The organism is Stenotrophomonas sp. Sm6012 (genome assembly GCF_030985895.1).
Lineage (GTDB): Bacteria > Pseudomonadota > Gammaproteobacteria > Xanthomonadales > Xanthomonadaceae > Stenotrophomonas > Stenotrophomonas forensis.
The window spans coordinates 12,686-32,238 of record NZ_JAPTFX010000023.1 but is presented as its reverse complement, the minus strand read 5'-3'; the positions used below and the strand labels follow the sequence as shown (position 1 = coordinate 32,238).

The window sequence follows — 19,553 nt, the reverse complement described above, 5'->3', positions numbered from 1 at the left end:
GGATCGGCCTGCGCCTACATGCGTCACCCGGCAATTGGCGGTCGAAAGGGCGCGACCTGATGCTCATACGCATCTGTACGCGTTTCGGCCTCGATTTCAGGCAAATCCCGGCCGACAGCCAATTTCGCCAGCAGCAATCAGCGCAGGGAAAATCCCAGCTGGCCGCCCGCGGTCATGCAGGGGTCTTGCGCGCGTCGGCGCGTGCCCGGCGCGCGTCGCCCAATATTTCAAAGGCTTCCTTCATTACGTAGAGGCCGATAAAGGCACCGATTACGAAATCTGGATATGGACTGGCCAGCCACCACACCAGTAGGCCAGCCAGGATCACGCCCACGTTGGCTACCACATCGGCTCGGGTGAAAAGCCACGTTGCCCGCAGATGTACTTCGCCAGACTTCAGTGGCGCCAGCATGCGAAGGACCGCGAGATTGACCACTAGCGACAATAGAGCCGTACCGATCATCCACCCGCTTACCGGTTCAGCCCCGTGGAGTACGCGGCGGCCGACCTCGACCAGCACGCCAACGCCCAGAATCAGCAGCACGCTACCGCTAACCCAAGCAGCGTTGGCCTTGAAGCGCGCCGTCCGACCGATAGCGACCAACCCAATGGCGTAGGCCGTGGCGTCGGAGAGCATGTCCAGTGCGTCGGCAAGCAAGCCGGTGGAATGGGCGATCCAGCCGGCAATGCCGCCAATCACCGCCATTGCAGCGTTCAGTGCCAGAGCGATCCACAGCACGCGCCGTTCCTGCGCGTTCTTTGCCTCGTGGTGGCAGCCGCAATCACTCATCGGATCTTCTCCATCGCAGGGGAGCCGGGCCGGCGCGGTCCGCTGGCATGGCAGGGTCCATGAGGGTAAAGTCCGTAGCTACTACGGAGTCAAGCCTACTACGAATGAAAATCAGTGACGCCGCCGCCGCCAGCGGGTGCCATCTGGAGACGATCCGCTACTACGAGCGCATCGGCTTGCTCCCGAGGCCGGGACGATCAGGCAATGGTTACCGGGTCTACGGATTGCCGGACATTGAGCGCCTGCGCTTCATTGCCCGCGGTCGGGACTTGGGTTTCAGCCTGGAAGAGGTCCGTAGCCTGCTGCAGCTGGCCGGCGACGAGGGCCTGTCGTGCGTGGATGTGGATCGTCTGGCCCGCAGCCACTTGTCCGACATTCGCGCCCGGATGACAGACTTGCAACGTATGGCCAACGAGCTGGAACGGGTAATCGCCAGTTGTCACGGCGGACAGCGAGCTGAGTGCACCATCCTGTCGACGCTGCGCCGGCCGGCTTCCGAGGACTCCCTACGTAAGGAATCGAGCAAGAGCGCTACCTAGGCGCCCGCGGTCCAAAACCTATGCCTTTCGCAGTCCGACCGGTCGACGGTGTCAGTTGCCTGTAGCTTGGCTGCCCGGACCTGGACTCCAGGCGCGTATGAAGTCCTCCTGCTCACGCGTCTCGATCGCACCCGTCCTGACCTGACGAACCATGCTCATGGCCTGCTCACCTGTGGCAGCCGTGCCTGTTTCTAAAAGCAACAAGCACGCTACGGTGCCAGCTCGTCCTAGCCCGCCCTTACAATGAACAACTGCGCGGCTTCCGCGCAACAATTCACGACTGAGTGCTGGACCCAGCTCGCGCCATGCCTCCAAGAAAGAACTGTTCGGCGCTGCGCCGTCTACGATTGGAAGTCCGTACCATTTGATTCCCTGCGCCATCGCCCGCTTTGGCAGCGCGGCAATCCTAAGCTCATCGAACTCCCATGGCTCAATCAGGGAGATCAAGTACCCCGCGCCCCACTGGCGAATCGCGCAAAGATCCACGTCAATGTCACGACTCCATGGCCCCGTCATCGCGGCCTCCTGAAACTTCCCTGGCGCGAAAGTTACACCTACTGCGCCGCCACTGACTCCGACAGGGATCGTGGCGATATGCAGAGGATGTGTGTGACTGGTTCTGAACATTGTCGATCCCTCATCGCGGCAACAAAGAGAGCCGCAGCGCAGCGGCGACCACCCATGGCTCCTATGCCGATCCTTGAGCTAAACATTCCAGCCGACCAAGTGGTGCCGCCCTGCCGAGCAGCACAGCAAAGGTGATCCTTTTGTCAGTTGCAGGCAACAAGTACCAGTAGGCTCACGCTGCATGCGTACCAGTAGGCTCACGCTGCATGTGCACCAGTAGGCTCACGTGTTGGACAGCGAGAGTGTCCAGGAGCAAGGTGTACACACGCTCCTCGCTAGAGACAACACATGAAGCCGAGCATTCTGGCATTGGACCTCGAAGGGACACTCATTTCCAATGCGATAAGCCAGATTCCAAGACCCGGCCTCTGTCGGTTCTTGGAGGACGTCCGATCGCACTTCAGTCAGCTCATGATGTTTACGACTGTGCCGGAAGAGCGCTTTCGCAGCATTGCCGATTTGTTGGTTCGTGAAGGAAGCGCGCCTCCGTGGTTCGCGAGCCTTGAATACATCCATTGGACGGGCAGCACGAAGGATCTACGGCTAGCCACACCAAAATTAGGCGCGGCCTTGCTGCTTGATGATCATCGCCCCTATGTACACCCAGGACAGGAGCATCTGTGGGTTCAGATACCTCTGTTTGCGTCTCCCTACCCGTCAGAGGACGAGGGATTAGCGATCGCGCTTCGACTCCTGCTCGATCGCATCCACGCAACGGGCAATTTCACTGAAGCATCTCTCCAAGTACAGCTAAAGCCACAGGCAGAAGCAACGGGCGCACCACGGCGTTCCGACGCCTGCTCATCGGCCCAGAAGATCCTGTCCGACGCCGCCGTCAGGCGAGATGAACTTGCCGCACAGTGGCATAGCGCCGCCGAAGTCAGTTCACAGCTCGGCCCGTCATTGACCAGTGGTAGCGGCCTAGCCGGTCAGCTGCGCAGAGCCGGCCAGCTACTCGGGGTCTATGTAACGAAGCCTGTGCCCGGCTATCGCTACCCAGACTGGCAGTTTGGTGAAAATGGCGAACCCGTTGAATATTTGGCAGAAATCCTGTCAGTACTGCGTGCACTCGATCATTTCGAGATCGAGCCGGACGGGCTATTTCGCAGCACCGGATGGAGTGAGGCAGAGTGGTTTCTCTCACCGCACGCTCTGCTCAACGGCATGCCACCTGCCGAAGCCCTGACCTCTGATCCAGCTCGCGTGCTGCGGGCAGCCCGTACCGAGTTCGGGCAAGAGGACTCATAGCGTCCCCGTCAATCGACTTCGCTCAATGCACCCAAATCGCAGCTTGGAGACCGATCAATGGCAAGCGTTACGCCGGAATCGTAATAGTGATCAACTGACCACCAGCAACAGAAGGAGCAGTTCGCCCCTGATAACCGGGCGTTGGCCATCGCGCCTTAGCGAATTGGAGGGACGCGCATCGCCCTCCACTCTGACATCAAAAGCGAGCTTGCCTCTGCAGCACTCATGCCAAGGGCCGAGGTGAGCCTGAGGTACTCGAGCAAGTCCAATCTCCGGGCACCGGCCTCAATGGAAGAGATAGTTTGCTGCGGCCAATCCAAGTGCGAGGCAAGCGATACTTGGCTAATTCCCATAGCCTCCCGTCTCGCCCGAAGCTGCTCTACGAGACGCCGGTATGCTTCTTGGTAGATCGTCTTGGTTGCCATTCCGCCCGCTCGAGGAAGCGGACAGCAATCTATGGCCCAGTGCCGCGTTACATGAAAATCATGTAGACAGTGCAACTGGCTGGTGGGTAAGATCGCTCACTGGTGGGAGCCCTTGGAACTGAGTGCGCCATGGACTTGATCAACTGACCCTATCGACTGCAAGGCCAGACTTGGCCTCACTGGTCGCGTCCCTTGGACCGTACTACTCGTGCCTGTGGTGTGCACTCGAAGACTCTGTTACAAGAAATGCCCCGGTCGCCTCAGATGACGGGCCTGTGTGGAGTTTGCTGCGAAACCTCCAGGCGGCGGGAGTACTGCTGACCGAGACCAGCGATTCACCATCCACTCGAAGGTCCCTTTACCACCCTTTCGCCTGGACATACTCTCCGGCGTGGGAGGCTCTCCCAAACCTTCGCAATGCGCTGGCAGTTGCACTAAATGGCTGGCAAGGGCCGGCGCATACAGAAGCTCGCGTCGCTCTGTGGGGGCGGCTTGTCAACGACGAGATATCCGCATACTTGGCGAACCTTCTTCGACGGCACCGAATAAGTCCTGAGCGAGCAAACGGAGTCATCGCAATGCAGGAGAGCCCGTGGTTCAACCTCAGCTCGGGCAGACGGCGATATGTCGCATGGTCGGGGATGCGTGTGGCAGCTAGTGTCATGTTGCAGACTGAGATGAACGAAGAGGCCGCCATGCAAGCACTTTGTAAAGAGATGCAGATCAGATCGCGATGGCTTCAGCGACGGGAGCAAGAAGCAAGACTCGGCCCGAGGGAGTTCTCCTTCTTGCCCAACGCCGACTGGCGCAGACCTATAGCTATTGAGGTCGCGCTAGGGAGCCTCTTGGGATCGGACAGTGACTACTGGACGCTTTGCCCTTCCGCGATACGTCTTACACATGCCGCAAGTTCTCGTCGCTAAAACGTTCCAGCATGCACCTGCTGGCTTGGCCTAGCGCACAGCCGAAGGCGGAGGCGGGTCGCGCGGCACCGAAGACCGCACACGTCGTGGGTCAGAGCTCCCGCCAGCCGATCAGCGCCTGGTTGAGAAGCAGCGATCTACCTCAGACGCTGAAGGGTAGAGACATCCTCGGATGAGAGCAGTTCCTCCCCAGTGGCGCTGTTGAAGACAGAGCGATCTAACCGAAGACCGAACCGACTGACATGGCGCTCGTTCAGTAACTTCTGTATCAACTCGGATACTTCGGTGTCGGATGGCCTCTCCTGCGCTCCAGCGACCAAGCCAAGGGAATCTCCTTCTCGCGTCCCGGAGATGAGCGCCTGCTGGAGCGAGACTGGCCTAAGGCCACGCAGTGTCTGTGAAAGACCAATCACCATCTGCTCGATCACGCTGAGCCTTTGCTCCAGCGACCGTACGTATGCGGCAACTCCCGTGTCGTCTGAACGCCAGGGATCAGCAGTAGCTGGCATCCGCAGATCTTGCCTAAGCTCCTCGGACCTTAGCTCAATGTAGATGGCTGAGCGGCTCCTTGGAACGGTTGCGAACGATCGACGCAACCCGATGCGGTCACCACCATTGGCCAGGTGGCATTGGCCTTCGAGCGCTACAGCGAGCACCATCGACATAGCGCTCTGCGCTTCCGCTCACCCCGGGAGTTTCGGCGCGCTATGCTAACCGGCGCGCAAGTAAGGAAACCTGTCCGCAGATACGGGGAGCATTCCACGGGATGAGTTAAAAAAATTATCCAAATTGTGCTGTGGCTCAATGCTATTTTCTTCGCTGCAATCTGGCTGTTCAGAATGTGGGTGGGGACAGCCCCGTGGCCGGCCGCAGCTCAGTCAATTTCCATAGCCATTGTCCTTTCTACGTTGACGCTGAGGCCTTCACGCCCTAGGTGTATTGGGACGACGCAGCTCTGCTACTAGGGTGCCTGCCTCGGCTTGCTTGAGCATGGCAATGATCTGGCTATCAAAAAATAGGGGCTTTCTCATGGAACCTCCTCGGGTCAGATTTCGAGGGAATTCCAATTTGAGGTCATCTGATTTGCGGGGATTGCCGGGACGCCGGTGAGTTGGAGCCTCTGCAGTGTTGAGAAAAATATAGGATTGAGGTCAGCGGGCACTCTTTCTCACCCAAATTTTCCATTTGGTAGAATAACTGGTGCTATCAATGGTGAATGAATTCCTAGAATGGCAGTGTTTTAGAGAGATTTCTAGTAATGAGGTATGCACAACATGTGTGCACAACCCTTCTGACAGACAACGCATTGAAGCGTGTGTAAAAGGGGCTCGTAACCATGTGGTTACGGGCCCTTTCTTCTATGCACAGGGGATTCGGCGCTGGCAACGGCGGAGCCAGGTGGACACCCGGCGTGTACCTCTTCCTTCAGGGCCGCGCAGTATCTTCCCGGGGGAGAAAAAGAGTCCGATCAAGGCCTTCTTCAAGGATCGGCAGGAAGGTCAAGACGCGATAGCCACTTGGGCAGACGGTAAAGGCCGCATTGCTCGCTGCGTTCCATAGGCTGCGAAATAAATGCAAAGCAGAGATTACCTACGGATCCAAGGAATGGAATATGCGGAAGAACATAGCGCCTGCACGCTTTCTCATTGCTCCCCTACGGGCTGGGAGTACCATCGCGACTGCTGATGCGGCGACGATCCAGGCTGTGACAACGGATTCTCAGTATCTGGATGCAGTGAAACCGCGAGAGATATGCGCTGCTTGGACGTATGACATGACTATCAACGGGTGCCCCACGTGATGAAGAATGCGCTTCTCTCCATAGCGTTGTTCGCAATGACCCCTGTGACCGTGATCGGTTGCCAGAACGATGGAGCGGGAATTGAATCCGTGCCTGCAGTCGCTTTGACCTCCGAACGTCCCATGGACGTACAGGCGAGCGCGAAACCCGGAGCCTACGCGCTGTTCGACGGTGCAAAGGACTCAGGCACAGCAAGTTGGGACCTGTACCTGCGGAGCTTGCATCAGGATGACCGAAGGTACTTGGAGGACATATCAGATCGTTACTTTGGAACGGTGCATTTTTCGGGCGCGGAAGATCGCGAAGCGTTGCTCCGGCTGGGTTTCCCACTTCCTGAGGAGTGGCTGGCAGCAAAAGGTATGAGTGAAGCCGAGCTGAGAGCAATGAGCGATCGCGGAGACCATAAAGCCGAGATATTTCTTGTTGATCGGCTGCTGGCAAAAATGGCCGCAGTTACCGCGCAAGCCGGCGCGGAAAACTACCTGGAGGTGGTGAAAGCCCTGCCAGAGGCAGAGCGATCCTCCGTGGACAAGGATCGGCTGGAGGTACTCAATCGCTCTGCAGATGTTTTCTCGGAGGGGCCAACGCCCTTCACCGCCTATCAGTACGGAGTCGCCTTCTCCGCCGCGACGGGAAGCCCGGAACCCATTCCCGCTGCCATGGCGATGGCTGCAGAACTGGGGGATCGGCGGGCAGAGACGTTGATGGCTGACTACGAAGCGAAATCACCTGCTGGCAATCCGAAGCTGGTGTCACAGCTGCACGCCACCATGAGGAAAATGGCGAAGCGGCCAGCGCCTTAGATCCAGCCAATGAATGGTGCCACGCTCGTTTCCCGGCAGAACGAAAGCCCCGCTCATGCGGGGCTTTCTTTTTCCGCGACACCTACGGAGTTGTGCCTCGCAGCATTGCATTTCTTGCAGCGCAACTTGCAAACCGGCAATTTCCTCCCCTATGGTGCAATCGATTGCATTGCTGTGAATCGTTGCGTTTGATACCGGTTGGGAGGCCGGAAGGTGGATGTCCATCCATTCGATCAGACCGGCCCCGGCGACGGGGCTCACGCGGCGCGACGCGCTGCGCCTTGCGGTTGCCGGCGGCATCGGCCTGGGGGCGGCAGGCGTGCTCCCTGCCTTCGCAGCCGATGCGCCGCTCAAGGGCCACCTGAAGCATTCCGTCGCGCGCTGGACCTTCCCGCAGCTGTCGGTGGCCCAGCTCTGCAGCACGGTGAAGGGCATCGGCTTCGCCGCCATCGATCTGGTCGGTCCGGAGGACTGGCCCACGCTGAAGGCCCATGACGTGTACAGCTCGATGTGCAACGGCGCAGAGCTGGGCCTGACCCAGGGCTTTGCCGGCCGCCAGTTCCACGATCAACTGGTGGAGCGCTACACGCGGCACATTGACCTGGTCGCCGATGCGGGCTATCGAAACCTGATCTGCTTCTCCGGCAACCGCAACGGCATGGACCCGCAGGACGGCATGGCCAATGCCGAGGCCGGCCTCAAGCGCATCCTCGGCCATGCCGAGAAGCGCGGCGTGGTGCTGGTGATGGAGCTGCTGAATTCCAGGGTCGATCATCACGACTACCTGTGCGACCACTCCGCCTGGGGCGTAGAGCTGTGCCAGCGGCTGGGCTCGGACAACTTCGGCCTGCTCTACGACATCTATCACATGCAGATCATGGAGGGCGACATCATCGCCACCATCGGCAGGCATCACGCCTGCTTCAAGCATTACCACACCGCAGGCGTGCCCGGCCGGAATGAGATCGGAGACCAGCAGGAACTCCACTATCCGGCCATCTGTCGCGCGATCCGCCATACCGGCTTCGAGGGCTATCTGGCGCAGGAATTCATGCCTGCGGCGCCAGACCCCATCAACTCTCTGCGCGAGGCGATCCGCCTCTGCGACGTCTGAAACGATATCCACCCAGGTGAGAAACCCATGGCAGATAATCACTACGACGCCATCGTTGTTGGCTCGGGAATCAGTGGCGGTTGGGCGGCGAAGGAGCTGACCGAGAAGGGACTGAAGGTCCTGATGCTGGAACGCGGTCGCAACATCGAGCACGTCAAGGACTACGTGAACGCGATGAAGGAAGCGTGGGACTTCCCGCATCGCAACCGGCCCACCCAGGCGATGAAGGCCGACTTCCCGGTGCTGATGCGCGACTACGGCCTGGCCGAGAACCTGGAAGGGATGTGGGCCAACGAACAGGACTCGCCCTACATCGAAACCCAGCGCTTCGACTGGTTCCGCGGCTACCACATCGGTGGTCGCTCATTGTTGTGGGGCCGGCAGAGCTATCGCTTCTCCGACCTGGACTTCGAGGCCAACCTCAAGGACGGCATCGCCACCGACTGGCCGATCCGCTACGCCGACATCGCGCCGTGGTACGACCATGTGGAAAAGTTCGCCGGCATCGCCGGCACGCGCGAAGGACTGGATGTGTTGCCGGATGGTGAGTTCCTGCCGCCGATCCCGTTGAACATCGTCGAGAAGGACGTAGCTGCACGGATCAAAAAGGCGTTCGGCGGTACCCGGCACATGATCCACTCGCGCACCGCCAACATCACCAAGCCGATGCCCGAGCAGGGGCGCGTCAACTGCCAGTACCGCAACAAGTGCATCCTGGGCTGCCCCTTCGGTGCCTACTTCTCGACCCAGGCGGCGACGCTGCCAGCGGCGATGAAAACCGGAAACCTGACGTTGCGGCCGTTCTCGATCGTCAAGGAAGTGCTCTATGACAAAGATCGAAAGCGTGCGCGCGGCGTGGAGGTCATCGATGCCGAGACCGGCAAGACCTACCAGTACACCGCCAAGGTCATCTTCCTCAACGCTTCCTCCTTCAACTCGACCTGGCTGCTGATGAACTCGGCCACCGATGTATGGGAGGGCGGCCTGGGTTCCTCGTCCGGCGAACTGGGCCACAACGTGATGGACCATCATTTCGGAGCGGGTGCTTCCGGCCGCGTCGAGGGCTACGAAGACAAGTACTACTTTGGCCGTCGTCCGTGCGGTTTCTATATTCCGCGGTTCCGCAACGTTGCCGCCGACAAGCGCGGTTACCTGCGCGGGTTCGGCTACCAGGGCGGCGCCAGCCGCACAGGCTGGTCGCGCGAGATCGCCGAGCTGAACATCGGTGCCGATCTGAAGGACGCGCTGACCGTGCCCGGTGACTGGCGCATCGGCATGACCGGGTTCGGTGAAATGCTGCCGCACCACGACAATACGATCCGCCTGGACCGCGAGCGCAAGGACAAGTGGGGGCTGCCGGTACTGGCGATGGACGTTGCCATGCGCGCCAACGAACTTGCCATGCGCAAGGACATGGCCGCCGATGCCGCCGAGATGCTGGAGGCAGCCGGGGTCAAGGACGTGAAGATGCACGACAACGACTACGCGCCGGGCAAGGGCATCCATGAAATGGGAACCGCGCGCATGGGCCGTGATCGGAAGAGCTCGGTATTGAACCAGCACAACCAGGTCTGGGATGCACCCAACGTCTATGTCACCGACGGTGCCTGCATGACCTCCAGCGCCTGCGTGAATCCGTCGCTGACCTACATGGCGCTGACCGCCCGCGCCGCCGACCATGCCGTGCGCGAACTGAAAGCGGGGAACCTCTGATGGATCGCCGCGAACTGCTGAAGATGATCGTCGCTGCCACGGGTGCGGCCATGGTCGGTCTGCCTGCGCTGGTGCAGGGCAAGGCACCGGCTGCCGGGGTGATGCCTGCGTTCTCCGACGCCGACATCGCCTTGCTGGACGAGATCGCCGAGACGATCCTGCCACGGACGAAAACACCGGGAGCGAAGGATGCCGGTGCCGGCCGGTTCATGGCGACCTTCGTCACCGACTGCTACACCGCCCGGCAGCAGGCGACGTTCCGCGCCGGCCTCGCCGATATCGACGCGCGCTCCGGTAGCCGCTTCGCATCGCTCACGCCAGACGCCCGTACCACGCTGCTGCGCACGCTGGATGCGGAGGCAAAGGCACGCACGGCCGAGGTGACCGAGACGGGCACTCCGGAAGAGGGCGAGGCGATGCCGCATTACTTCACGATGCTCAAGCAGCTGGCCATCTTCGGCTTCTTCACGTCGAAGGTCGGTGCGACCGAAGTGCTGCACTACGTTGCGGTACCGGGTCGCTACGATGGCGACCTGGCCTATGTTGCCGGCACGCCTGCATGGGGGACCAGCTGATGGAGCGCTGCATGATGATCAAGCCGCTGCTGATTGCGGCCGGTGTACTGGCCGCCGGTTCCGTGTTCGCACAGGAGGGCGCCGACCCTGCGCGCGATCCGAAGAAGACCGAGGTGTGGACGCCGGTGCCTGCAACCGTGGCCACGCCGCCAGGCAAGGCGCCGTCCGACGCCATCGTATTGTTCGATGGCAAGGATGTCTCGGCCTGGGAGTCCGAGCAGGGTGGGCGCGTGCCCTGGAAGGTTGCTGATGGCGCCATGACTGTCGTGCCCGGCAGCAAGGGCATTCGCACGAAGCAACGCTTCTGCGACGTGCAGCTGCATGTCGAGTGGCGCACCCCAACCGATACGAAGGGCTTCGATGGACAGAACCGCGGCAACAGCGGCATCTTCCTGCAGGAGCTGTATGAGCTGCAGGTGCTGGACAGCTACAACAATCCGACTTATGCCAACGGCCAGGCGGGCTCGATCTACAAGCAGGCCATGCCGCTGGTGAATGCCTCGCGCGCGCCGGGCCAGTGGCAGGCCTACGACATCCTCTGGAAGGCACCGCGCTTCTCGGCGGGCGGAGGGCTGGTGTCGCCCGCGCGCATCACGGTGCTGCACAACGGCGTGCTGGTGCAGGACGACACCGTGCTGGCGGGCAGAACCGAATACATCGGTGCACCTTCCTATGCGCCACACGCGTGCGCACCGCTCTATCTGCAGGAACATGATTCCAGGGTCAGCTACCGCAACATCTGGGTGCGCGAACTGTAGTGGCATACGGCCGGCGTGGTCGCCGGCCGCTTACTTCGCCAGGTAGCTGGCGATGTCGTTGATTTCCTGCTGCGAGAGCTGGGAGAAGGGCGGCATCAGCCCACCGCCCTTGCTGATCTTTTCCTTGATCTGCGCCGGTGCCATGCGCTTGCCGATGTCGGTGAGCGCCGGGAAGGCGCCCGGCATGCCCGCACGATCGGCGCCGTGGCAGGCCACGCAGTTCGCGGTGTAGAGCTTTGCACCTGCAGCCGGGTCGTCCTTGCACCACGCGGCCGTTGCAGAGCCCAAGCCGCCCAGGGCCACGGCCATTGCCAGGATCATTTTCATGTGGGGCTCCTTCATGCGTCAGGGCTGCGCAAGGGCGGGCGCATCGACGGTCAGGTGTTCACGCAGGTAGTCCGCGCCGGTCTGGATGACCTTGGCCGGATCGCGTGGTTGGTCATGTTCGACGATGTACCAGTGCACGCCAGCGGCCGCTGCGGCCGGCAGGATCGCGTTCCAGTCCAGCACGCCCTGGCCGACTGCGGCGAATCCGCCCTCGTCTTCGGCCTGGCCCTTGGGGGCATTGTCCTTGGCGTGAACGGCGAAGACATGGCCGCGGAACTTGCCCAGCATCGCCGCAGGGTCCAGGCCGGCACGCGCGACCCAGGCCAGGTCCAGCTCGGTCTGCAGGTCGGGACCGGCGGCGGCGAACAGCAGTTCCAGCCCCGTCCTGCCGTTGAAGTCGGCCAGCTCGAAGTCGTGGTTGTGGTAGGCCAGGCGCATGCCCTTGGCCCGCACCTGTTTGGCGATGCGGCCCAGTTCCTGGCCCAATGCGGTCCAGCCTGCGGCATCGGCCGGCCGGTCCTTCTGGTCCAGGTAGGGCACCACCAGCGTGCTGTTGCCGATCGCGCGGTTGAAGGTCACCACGCCATCCAGATTGTTGCGCAGCTCGGCCAATGGCACGTGCGACGAAATGGCCCTGATCGAATAGCGGTCCAGCAGCTGCTTGAGGTCCGCCGCACTGGCGTTCTGCGTGCCGACCGTTTCCACCGCATGCACGCCCGCGTCGTGGACGATCTTCAACTGCTGCTCGAGCGAGCCGGCGTTGCGCAGGGTGTACATCTGCACCGCGATCGGCTTCTGCGTGCTTGCCACTTCGCCCGCGAAGGCGGGCAGGGCAGCGAGCAGCAGCAGGACGAGGCCGGCGGTTCTACGGACAGGGGCTTTCATCAAGAGATCCTCCCGGGTTTCAAGCGATGGTGGTCCAGGCGCGTGTCCTGGCCGATGTGATGACACGGTCGACGATCAGCGCCGAGCGCACGCCATCGTCGAAGGTAGGCAGGCCCTCGGGCCGCTCGCCGTCGATGGCGCGATAGGTGTCGGCGACAAAGGCCTCGAAGCATTGGGCGTAACCCTGTGCGTGCCCGGCCGGCAACACCGACAACCGGCGCTGTTCGGCACTGCCGGCTCCCGGCCCACGCACGAAGGTTTCTTCGCGCTGGTCGGGCCACCCGATCCACAGCCGCTCGGCATCTTCCTGGTTGAACGCCACGCTGGCCCTGGCGCCATCGATCTCGAACCAGAGACGGTTGCGGCGTCCGGCAGAGACCTGGCTGACCGTCATTGAGGCCAGCGTGCCGTTGCCAGTGCGGAACATCGCCGCTGCCACGTCCTCGCTGGCGACCGCCTGCATCGCACCGCCGGCTGCCGGGGTGCTGAAACTCTGCCCACCCGCGGTGCCGCGCTCGGCGATCACCGTGTCAAACGCCGCGCTGACCTCGGTGAAACGCTCGCCGCTGACCCATTCCACCAGGTCACACCAGTGCGAGCCGATGTCGGCGAACACACGCGAAGCGCCGCCCAGCGCCGGATCCACGCGCCAGTTGTTGCTGGCCGGGTCCAGCAGCCAGTCCTGCAGATAACTGCCATGGATGAGGTGCAGTGGCCCGATGTCGCCTGTGGCGATGCGCGCGCGGGCTTCCCGCACCACCGGGTGGTAGCGGTAGACGAAGGGAACCGTGGCGACCAGCCCACTCGAGCTGGCCAGCGCGGCCAGCGCCCGCGCGTCTTCCAGCGTGGTTGCCAGCGGCTTCTCGCAGACCACGTGCTTGCCGGCCCGCAGTGCAGCTTCGGCCATGGACCGGTGCAGGTGGTTGGGCGTGCAGACGTGCACGACCTGCACCTGCGGGTCGGCGACCACCTCTTCGATATCCCGATAGCCGCGCGGGACACCCCACGCCTGCGCCACATCGGCGGCGCGTTGCGCGGAAGAGGCGGCCACGCCACGGATTTCGGCACCGGCCAGCAAGGCCGCGCGACGATGCACGGCTGCGATCATGCCGGTACCGATGATGGCGATTCCAGGCTTGGGCATCGGCTGCGGTCCTCAGGGAGTGGACGCTGCGGCCGCAACCACCGGCCGGTCGCGGAACAGCAGCAGGAAGGCGATCAGCACGATGAGCGCGACGCCGGCCGGGAACAGCCAGATCTGCTGCCAGTCGGGCCCTGCGGCGGTGGTGTAGTGCTCCACCACCGCGCCGGACAGGAAGGTGCCGATCAGCATGCCCACGCCATAGGTGGCCAGGGTGATGAAGCCCTGCGCACTGCTGCGCGCGTCGGGGCCGGCATGGGCATCGGTGTAGATCTGGCCGGTGACGAAGAAGAAGTCGTAGCAGATGCCATGCAGCACGATGCCGATCACCAGCAGCGAGAAGCCACTGCCGGCATCGCCGAAGGCGAACATGCCGTAGCGCACCACCCACGCAGCCATGCCCACCGCCAGCATCGTCTTGACCCCCAGCCGCACGAACAGGAACGGCATGGCCAGCATCAGCAGCACTTCCGAAACCTGGCCCAGCGACTGCAGGCCCGCGGCGCCGCGCACGCCCAGATCGTTGAGATAGGGGTTGGTGAAGTTGTAGTAGAACGAGAGCGGGATGCAGATGGCGATGGAGGCCAGGAAGAACACCAGATAGGAGCGCGACTTCAGCAGCCGCAGTGAATCCAGCCCGAGGATCTGCCCCAGCCCGGCGTCGCGCTGCCGGGCCAGCGGCGGCGTGTGCGGCAGGGTGAAGGCATACAGGCCGAGCAGCAGCGACGCCAGCGCGGCCATCTGGAAGGTCAGCTCGAGCCGGTGTGCCTGCTCCCAGCCCATCAAGCCGATCAGCACGCCGGCGATGATCCAGCCGATGCTGCCGGCTACGCGCACCAGCGGGAACTGTTTTTCAGGCGATTGCATGTGCCGCATCGCCACGCTGTTGGCCAGTGCCAGGGTCGGCATGAACAGCAGCATGTAGCCCATCACGCAGGCGGAGAACGTGGTGAAGTCCGTCGCGGTGGACGCCAGCCACAGCAGCACCGCACCGGCCAGGTGCAGGACCGCGAGGATGCGCTGCGCCGCGAAGTAGCGATCGGCGATCAGGCCGACCAGGAAGGGCGCGACGATGGCACCGATCGACTGGCTGAGGAAGGCGGTCGCGACCTGGCTTGCACTGGCCTGCAGCGGGCCCTGCACCAGGTACGTGCCCAGGGTGACGAACCACGCTCCCCAGATGAAGAACTGCAGAAACATCATCGCGCCCAAGCGCGACATGGCGTGCGTCATGGCTTGCCCTCCCGGGGCGGTAATGACTCAGATTCCCAGCATGCGGTGCAGTGAAGCGGCGTCGGTGCCGCTGTCGGCGAAATCATCGAAGGCGCGTTCGGTCACGTGGATGATGTGGTCGCGGATGAAGACAGCGCCTTCGCGCGCGCCGTCCTCCGGGTGTTTCAGGCAGCACTCCCACTCCAGCACCGCCCAGCCCGGAAAGTCGTACTGCGCCATCTTCGAGAAGATCGCCTTGAAGTCGATCTGGCCGTCGCCGAGCGAGCGGAACCGGCCCGGACGATCGATCCAGTCCTGGTAGCCGCCATACACGCCGCTGCTGGCGCTCGCACGGTACTCAGCGTCCTTGACGTGGAAGATGCCGATGCGGTCGTGGTAGCGGTCGATGAAGCCCAGGTAGTCCATCTGCTGCAGCAGCAGGTGGCTGGGGTCGTACAGGATCTTCGCCCGCGGGTGATGATCCACCACGTCGAGGAAGCGCTCGAAGGTGGCGCCGTCGTGCAGGTCCTCGCCGGGGTGGATCTCGAAGCACAGGTCCACGCCGCAGGCGTCGAACGCATCCAGGATCGGGCGCCAGCGGCGGCCCAGTTCGGCGAAGGCTTCGTCCACCAGACCGGGCGGGCGCTGCGGCCAGGGATAGAAGTACGGCCAGGCCAGCGCGCCGGAGAAGGTGGCGTGCGCGGTCAGTCCCAGATGCTGGCTGGCCTTGGCCGCCAGCATCAGCTGATCGACTGCCCAGGCCTGGCGGGTGGCGGGGTTGCCGTGCACCGCAGGCGGTGCGAAGCCGTCAAACAGGCTGTCATAGGCGGGGTGGACGGCGACCAGCTGTCCCTGCAGATGGGTCGACAGTTCGGTGATCTGCACACCGTGCCCGGCCAGCATGCCGGACACATCGTCGCAGTAGCTCTGACTGCGCGCCGCTTGGGCCAGATCGAACAGGTGGGGCGCCGTGGTGGGTACTTGTACGCCAGAATAGCCCAGCCCCGCGGCCCATCCGGCCAACGTGTCCAGCCGATCAAAAGGAGCTTTGTCGCCGATGAACTGCGCCAGGAACAGCGCCGGACCCTTGAGCGTCTTCAAGATGATTCGCCCTCGATGCAATCGATTGCATTACCCTAGCATGGGCCTTCCGCAGACCCGTTGTGCAGTGCACAGCGGAAACAAGAGCTGAAACCATGGCAACCATCTACGACATCGCCAAGCACGTGGGCGTCTCTGCCGGTACGGTGTCGCGGGCGCTTTCCCGGCCGGACAAGGTGCTGCCCGCCACGCGCGCGCGCATCGAGCAGGCGGCTGCCGCGCTCGGCTACGTGCCCAACACGGTCGCCAGGACACTCAAGACCCAGCGCAGCGGCAAGATCCTGGTCACCGTGCCGGATATCGCCAATCCATTTTTCGCCCAGATCCTGCAAGGTGCAGAGGAGGCGGCACAGGCGGTCGGCTACGCGGTGCTGCTGGGCGATACCCAGCATCAACCCGACCGCGAGGAGCGCTATGCGCAGATGCTCCGGCGCAACGAGGCCGACGGCATGATCGTGCTGGGGCATCGATTGCCGCCAACGGCGCGTGAGATCGTGCAGCAACGCGGCGTCGCCGCGCCGGTGGTCAACGGATGCGAGTTCGACCCTGCGCTCGGCATTCCCAGCGTCCACATCGACAACGCGGCGGCTGCACGCGCGGTGATGGAACACCTTTACGGACTGGGTCACGAGCAGATCGCCGTGGTCGGCGGGCCGCCCGACAACCCCCTGCACCAGCAGCGGCTGCAGGGCGTCCGGGCCGCGGGCAAGGCGCGCGGACGCCTGCGCCAGCAGCGGATCGTGCCAGGCGACTTTTCCGTGGAATCCGGCCATGCGGCGGCGATGGCGTTGCTGGACGTGGCACCGGCACCGACCGCGATCTTCTGCTTCAGCGACCAGATGGCGCTGGGCGCCCTGGCGGCCTGCCGTGAGCGGGGTGTCCGCGTGCCGGATGACCTGTCCATCGTCGGGTTCGACGACCTGGCGTCCTCGCGTTACCTCACGCCGCCGTTGACGACCATCCGGCAGCCGATGCGCGAGATCGGCGAGCGCGCAGTCAAACTGCTGCTGGCGATCATCGAGCATGCCGATGTGCCGCTTCAGCAGACGCTGGATTTCAGCCTGATGCTGCGGGGCTCGACGGCGGCGCCCGGGCCAGGTCGCGACCTTGATCCCTTGATCCCGAATTGACGCGAAGCTGTCAGACTCACGCCAGGCAGCCCGGCACGCGTCGAGGTGGAGTGCCGGGCTGGAGTGCTGGGGTGGAGTTCTGAGATGGAAGGTGCGATCGCGCAAGGGGGTCGGCAATGCCGTTCTTGACTGACTCGACCGAGGTCGCGGTCGAAGGTATCGGCGCGGCGCGGCGCATCGGCTGGATGCGCTTCGTGGGCAATGGCCTGGGCGCGATCCCGATCGCCTCGATCATCCTGGAACGCCATGACGGTGCGCTGGCCTGGGTCCTGCTGCTGCTCAATGCACTGGCCTGGCCCGCGCTCGCGCTGCTGCTGACCCACCGTTCCCGGCAGCCTGCCGTGGTCCAGTTCCGCTGCATGGTGGCCGATTCGTTGTTCGGCGGTGGCTGGATCGCCTTCATTGGGTTGAGCGCGGTGCCCAGTGCACTGTTCGCGGCGCTGCTGGTTGCGGACAAGATCGCGGCCGGCGGCGTGCGCCTGGCAATGCGCGCCACGCTGGCACTGGTGCTGGGTTTTGCGATCACCTGGTGGGCCCTCGGGTTTCCCTACCAACCGGTGACCTCGCAGCGCACGATCGTGCTCAGCGTGCCGTTCCTGTTCGTCTACGGCATCGGTCTGAGCATCCTCAGCTGGCAGCTGGCGCGTCGGGTGAAATCGCAGAACCGGCAGCTGCAGCGCTTGAGCCGGATGGACCCGCTGGTCGAGCTGGCCAACCGCGGCTTCCTGATCCTGCGCGCGCAACAGGCGCTGGACAAGGCGCAGCGCCAGGGCGGTTTTGCCTGCCTGCTGATGCTGGACGTGGATGATTTCAAGCGCATCAATGACTCGCATGGCCATCGTGCCGGTGATGAAGTCCTGCGGCACATTGCTTCGACCCTGCGCGCGTTTGCCCGGCCCGGTGACACCCCGGCCCGCCTCGGTGGCGACGAGTTCGTCGTGCTGCTGCACGACTGCGCGCCGGTGGATGCGATGCATGTGGCCGAGCGGGTGCGCCTGCACCTGCTCGAGGCCGCCCGCCAGGCCACCCCGGGCGTGGAGTTCAGCGTCAGCATCGGCATTGCTGCCACGCCACGCGGCGGTAGCGTGGAGGACTGGCTGGCGCAGGCCGACCGGGCGCTGTACCACGCCAAGCGGCAGGGCAAGAACAACGCCAGCTACGGCGAACACGGCGCCGCCCAATGACGGCGTAACGGCCGTTCATCCTGCACACGGAATCGCACGGCCAATCCTCTACCATGGGCCACCCCGCCCGGACGTGCCCCCATGCAAGACGCCCCTGTTGTGCAGCCCAAGCCCCCCGTTCCGCGGATCGCGGCCTGGCTGATGATGCTGCTGGGCATGTGGCTGGCGCTGAAGCTGGGCCTGGTGGTGACCCTGCTGTCGGGCCTGCTGGTGTTCCAGCTGACCCACCTGCTGGCCTCCACCGTGGAAGGCCGGCTGCCACCGGGTCGGGCGCGGGCGATCGCGGTGATCGTGCTGTCGGCGGTCATCATCAGCGCGCTGGTACTGGCCGGGATCGGCGTGGCCTCGTTCTTCCGCAACGAGACCGGCGGGCCGGACGCGCTGCTGGCGCGGCTGATGGAGATCCTCAATTCGTCGCGGCACCAGGTGCCGGCGCTGTTGCAGCCCTACATTCCCGAAGACATGCCGGCGCTGCGCGCAGCGCTGAACGACTGGGCCGCCGAGCACCAGCGCCAGCTGGGCGTGGCCGGTACCTCGGTGGTGCAGGTAGGCGTGCGCGTGCTGATCGGCATGGTGCTGGGCGCGATGATCGCGCTGTATGACGAACTGCCGCTGCCGAAAATGGGGCCGCTGGCGCAGGAACTGATCGGCCGCACCAGCCGCCTGGCCACTGCGTTCCGCCAGGTGGTGTTCGCGCAGGTGAAGATCTCGCTGCTCAACACCGTGTTCACCGCCATTTTCCTGCTGGGTGTGCTGCCCTTGTTCGGGGTGCACCTGCCGTTGTCGAAGACGCTGGTGCTGATCACCTTCGTCGCCGGGCTGCTGCCGGTGGTGGGCAACATCATCTCCAACACCATCATCACCATCGTCGCGTTGTCGGTGTCGTTCTACGTGGCGGTGGCGGCGCTGCTGTACCTGATCGTCATCCACAAGCTGGAATATTTCCTCAACGCGCGCATCGTCGGTGGCGAGATCCAGGCACGCGCCTGGGAACTGCTGCTGGCCATGCTGGTGATGGAGGCGGCGTTCGGCCTGCCGGGGCTGGTGGCCGCGCCGGTGTTCTATGCCTATGTGAAGCGGGAACTGGTGGATCAACGCTGGATCTGACCCCGCTGACGTGACGGATCTGTTTCGGTGAGCCGGGTGCCGCCTCTTGGCGGCACGTTCGCGATGACTGGGGTATACGCAGGGGCAGGGGCCGCGCAGTGCTGGCTTGGCACTGCCGGGGCCGCTCAGTACAGTGATCCGCACGTCAGG

18 protein-coding genes are annotated in these 19,553 nt (G+C 63.4%); 10 read left to right on the top strand and 8 right to left on the bottom strand.

From position 1 onward, the window contains the following. Window positions 1-172 precede the first annotated feature (172 nt). Entirely contained in the window at window positions 173-790 is a 618-nt protein-coding gene (locus tag O0J73_RS06630) for a cation diffusion facilitator family transporter (RefSeq protein ID WP_114618997.1), read from the bottom strand. Window positions 791-894: 104 nt separating this feature from the next. On the opposite strand from O0J73_RS06630, the gene O0J73_RS06625 reads away from it, so the two are divergent. Beyond that, window positions 895-1,329: a helix-turn-helix domain-containing protein gene (locus O0J73_RS06625; RefSeq protein ID WP_231347509.1), complete on the top strand. Its 435-nt coding sequence runs from the start codon at window positions 895-897 to the stop codon at window positions 1,327-1,329. A gap of 51 nt (window positions 1,330-1,380) precedes the next feature. On the opposite strand, the gene O0J73_RS06620 is transcribed toward O0J73_RS06625, so the two are convergent. Beyond that, a complete protein-coding gene (locus O0J73_RS06620) occupies window positions 1,381-1,845 on the bottom strand; it encodes a protein-tyrosine phosphatase family protein (RefSeq protein WP_231347569.1) in 465 nt (154 codons plus the stop codon). A 399-nt stretch (window positions 1,846-2,244) separates the two neighbouring features. Here O0J73_RS06620 and O0J73_RS06615 point away from each other — a divergent pair, with 399 nt between their 5' ends. After that, complete coding sequence (locus tag O0J73_RS06615; protein ID WP_231347508.1) at window positions 2,245-3,204, top strand: NIF family HAD-type phosphatase; 960 nt, start codon at window positions 2,245-2,247, stop codon at window positions 3,202-3,204. A 155-nt stretch (window positions 3,205-3,359) separates the two neighbouring features. On the opposite strand, the gene O0J73_RS06610 is transcribed toward O0J73_RS06615, so the two are convergent. Continuing rightward, a complete protein-coding gene (locus O0J73_RS06610; RefSeq protein WP_032966097.1) occupies window positions 3,360-3,629 on the bottom strand; it encodes a helix-turn-helix transcriptional regulator in 270 nt (89 codons plus the stop codon). A 2,723-nt stretch (window positions 3,630-6,352) separates the two neighbouring features. Here O0J73_RS06610 and O0J73_RS06605 point away from each other — a divergent pair. The 5 genes from O0J73_RS06605 to O0J73_RS06585 all read left to right on the top strand — a co-directional run bounded on the left by O0J73_RS06605 (window position 6,353) and on the right by O0J73_RS06585 (window position 11,316). After that, window positions 6,353-7,156 carry a hypothetical protein gene (locus O0J73_RS06605; protein WP_308308287.1) on the top strand — a complete coding sequence of 268 codons (804 nt, stop codon included), beginning with the start codon at window positions 6,353-6,355 and terminating at the stop codon, window positions 7,154-7,156. A 217-nt stretch (window positions 7,157-7,373) separates the two neighbouring features. Continuing rightward, the gene (locus O0J73_RS06600; RefSeq protein WP_308308286.1) at window positions 7,374-8,270 is read left to right on the top strand and encodes a TIM barrel protein; all 897 of its coding nucleotides are present in this window, start codon (window positions 7,374-7,376) and stop codon (window positions 8,268-8,270) included. 27 nt (window positions 8,271-8,297) lie between these two features. Beyond that, window positions 8,298-9,983 carry a GMC family oxidoreductase gene (locus O0J73_RS06595; RefSeq protein ID WP_308308285.1) on the top strand — a complete coding sequence of 562 codons (1,686 nt, stop codon included), beginning with the start codon at window positions 8,298-8,300 and terminating at the stop codon, window positions 9,981-9,983. After that, entirely contained in the window at window positions 9,983-10,558 is a 576-nt protein-coding gene (locus tag O0J73_RS06590) for a gluconate 2-dehydrogenase subunit 3 family protein (protein ID WP_197563844.1), read from the top strand. Before O0J73_RS06595 ends, O0J73_RS06590 begins: the two co-directional genes overlap by 1 nt. Further along, window positions 10,543-11,316: a DUF1080 domain-containing protein gene (locus O0J73_RS06585; RefSeq protein ID WP_197563845.1), complete on the top strand. Its 774-nt coding sequence runs from the start codon at window positions 10,543-10,545 to the stop codon at window positions 11,314-11,316. Before O0J73_RS06590 ends, O0J73_RS06585 begins: the two co-directional genes overlap by 16 nt. A 30-nt stretch (window positions 11,317-11,346) precedes the next feature. On the opposite strand, the gene O0J73_RS06580 is transcribed toward O0J73_RS06585, so the two are convergent. From O0J73_RS06580 to O0J73_RS06560, 5 genes are read right to left on the bottom strand one after another with little or no spacing between them, the layout of a single operon-like run. Continuing rightward, the gene (locus O0J73_RS06580; RefSeq protein ID WP_040008546.1) at window positions 11,347-11,643 is read right to left on the bottom strand and encodes a cytochrome c; all 297 of its coding nucleotides are present in this window, start codon (window positions 11,641-11,643) and stop codon (window positions 11,347-11,349) included. Window positions 11,644-11,661: 18 nt separating this feature from the next. After that, window positions 11,662-12,528, bottom strand: a complete 867-nt coding sequence (locus O0J73_RS06575) for a sugar phosphate isomerase/epimerase (protein ID WP_308308284.1) — start codon at window positions 12,526-12,528, stop codon at window positions 11,662-11,664. Between the two features lie 19 nt (window positions 12,529-12,547). After that, the gene (locus tag O0J73_RS06570) at window positions 12,548-13,672 is read right to left on the bottom strand and encodes a Gfo/Idh/MocA family oxidoreductase (protein ID WP_308308283.1); all 1,125 of its coding nucleotides are present in this window, start codon (window positions 13,670-13,672) and stop codon (window positions 12,548-12,550) included. Between the two features lie 12 nt (window positions 13,673-13,684). Then, window positions 13,685-14,902 carry a nucleoside permease gene (locus tag O0J73_RS06565; RefSeq protein WP_006423851.1) on the bottom strand — a complete coding sequence of 406 codons (1,218 nt, stop codon included), beginning with the start codon at window positions 14,900-14,902 and terminating at the stop codon, window positions 13,685-13,687. Window positions 14,903-14,929: 27 nt separating this feature from the next. After that, window positions 14,930-15,982, bottom strand: coding sequence for a sugar phosphate isomerase/epimerase family protein (locus tag O0J73_RS06560; RefSeq protein WP_308308281.1), 1,053 nt, complete (start codon window positions 15,980-15,982; stop codon window positions 14,930-14,932). A gap of 95 nt (window positions 15,983-16,077) precedes the next feature. Here O0J73_RS06560 and O0J73_RS06555 point away from each other — a divergent pair, with 95 nt between their 5' ends. From O0J73_RS06555 to O0J73_RS06545, 3 genes are all read left to right on the top strand, one after another. Further along, window positions 16,078-17,112 carry a LacI family DNA-binding transcriptional regulator gene (locus O0J73_RS06555; RefSeq protein WP_006423855.1) on the top strand — a complete coding sequence of 345 codons (1,035 nt, stop codon included), beginning with the start codon at window positions 16,078-16,080 and terminating at the stop codon, window positions 17,110-17,112. 116 nt (window positions 17,113-17,228) lie between these two features. After that, complete coding sequence (locus O0J73_RS06550; RefSeq protein WP_308308280.1) at window positions 17,229-18,296, top strand: sensor domain-containing diguanylate cyclase; 1,068 nt, start codon at window positions 17,229-17,231, stop codon at window positions 18,294-18,296. An 81-nt stretch (window positions 18,297-18,377) separates the two neighbouring features. Then, a complete protein-coding gene (locus O0J73_RS06545) occupies window positions 18,378-19,403 on the top strand; it encodes an AI-2E family transporter (protein ID WP_006423859.1) in 1,026 nt (341 codons plus the stop codon). Window positions 19,404-19,553: the final 150 nt, after the last annotated feature.